Source organism: Vibrio sp. Vb0598 (genome assembly GCF_033338935.1).
GTDB lineage: Bacteria > Pseudomonadota > Gammaproteobacteria > Enterobacterales > Vibrionaceae > Vibrio > Vibrio alginolyticus.
In genome coordinates this window covers 1-1,214 of the sequence record NZ_JAWOTP010000183.1, presented here as the reverse complement: position 1 = coordinate 1,214, position 1,214 = coordinate 1, and the positions used below count along the sequence as shown (strand labels likewise).

At 44.2% G+C, this 1,214-nt stretch carries 2 protein-coding genes; one reads left to right on the top strand and one right to left on the bottom strand.

Annotated elements, in window-relative coordinates; genetic code table 11:
* Window positions 1-535 (bottom strand): DNA-binding transcriptional regulator KdgR (kdgR, locus tag R7Q38_RS23935; protein ID WP_318114544.1); only part of this gene is annotated, 535 nt, incomplete at its 3' end.
* A gap of 255 nt (window positions 536-790) precedes the next feature.
* On the opposite strand from kdgR, the gene R7Q38_RS23930 reads away from it, so the two are divergent.
* On the top strand, window positions 791-1,214 hold a 424-nt coding region (locus R7Q38_RS23930), incomplete at its 3' end, for an SDR family NAD(P)-dependent oxidoreductase (protein ID WP_318114546.1).

Sequence of the window (1,214 nt, the reverse complement as noted above, 5' to 3'; positions counted from 1 at the left end):
GATCGGTGTTTTCCAGTGTTTTTTCTGTGTGCTTAATGAACTCGACATCGCTCAATACGTCACGAACGAAGCTCTCGTCGCGCTCAGAAAGCAGCACTTTACCAATCGCAGTACTGTAGAGCGGATTGCGACGACCGATGCGCGATTGCATGCGTAGGTTGTAGCCAGAGTCGATTTTGTGGATGTAAATGATGGCATTTTCATCCAGCGCACCAAGGTGCAAGGCTTCGTTGGTTTGTTCTGAAATGTGGCGCATTTCTTTGTCGGCCAGTTCGATCAGATCGACGTACTCAAGCGATTTTGCGCCCAACTCGAACAGCTTAAGTGTTAGAGAGTACTTATCCGCTTCGCCTTCTTGAGACACGTAACCGAGCGATTTCATGGTTTGCAGAAAACGGTAAGTAGTCGCTTTCGACATCATTAGACGTTGTGAAAGCTCTGAAACGCCGATGGCTTTCTGTTCACCAAGTGCTTGAAGAATATGAAAAACCTTAAGTACTGACGAAACCGCTTCAGGCTGAGTCGACTTTTCCATTGTTGCCCCTTTCATTCTTAGTTTTCTGCATTATATCGCTGAAAAATTTAAGAACCAGTATTTTTAAAATGCCTTTTCAAAAATTTGAAACCGCGCAATTAAAGAATCCGGAAAAACAAGATCGCAATCAATATTTTTAAAACGCCTTTTCAAAAAAAATTGCAAACAGTTTCTTTTTGGGTCAGGATGAATGCATACAAAGTGACATGGCCAAGACGCCAAATCACGACATTACCTACTATTGAGGAAAACGACATGATTCTTGATTCATTTAACCTTGAGGGAAAAGTGGCCATTGTTACTGGTTGTGACACTGGTCTTGGTCAAGGTATGGCGCTTGGTCTAGCAAAAGCGGGCTGTGACATTGTTGGCGTAAACATCAGCGAACCAACAGAAACGATTGAGAAAGTAGAGGCTGAAGGCCGTAAGTTCGTCGATATCCGCGCTAACTTAATGAAACTAGACGACATCCCAACTATCGTTGACCGCGCAGTAACCGAACTTGGTCGCATTGATATCCTAGTGAACAACGCGGGCATCATTCGTCGTAACGATGCCATCGAGTTTTCTGAGCAAGATTGGGATGACGTAATGAACATCAACGTGAAGTCTGTGTTCTTTATGTCTCAAGCGGTTGCAAAACAGTTCATCGCGCAAGGTGAAGGCGGCAAGATCATCA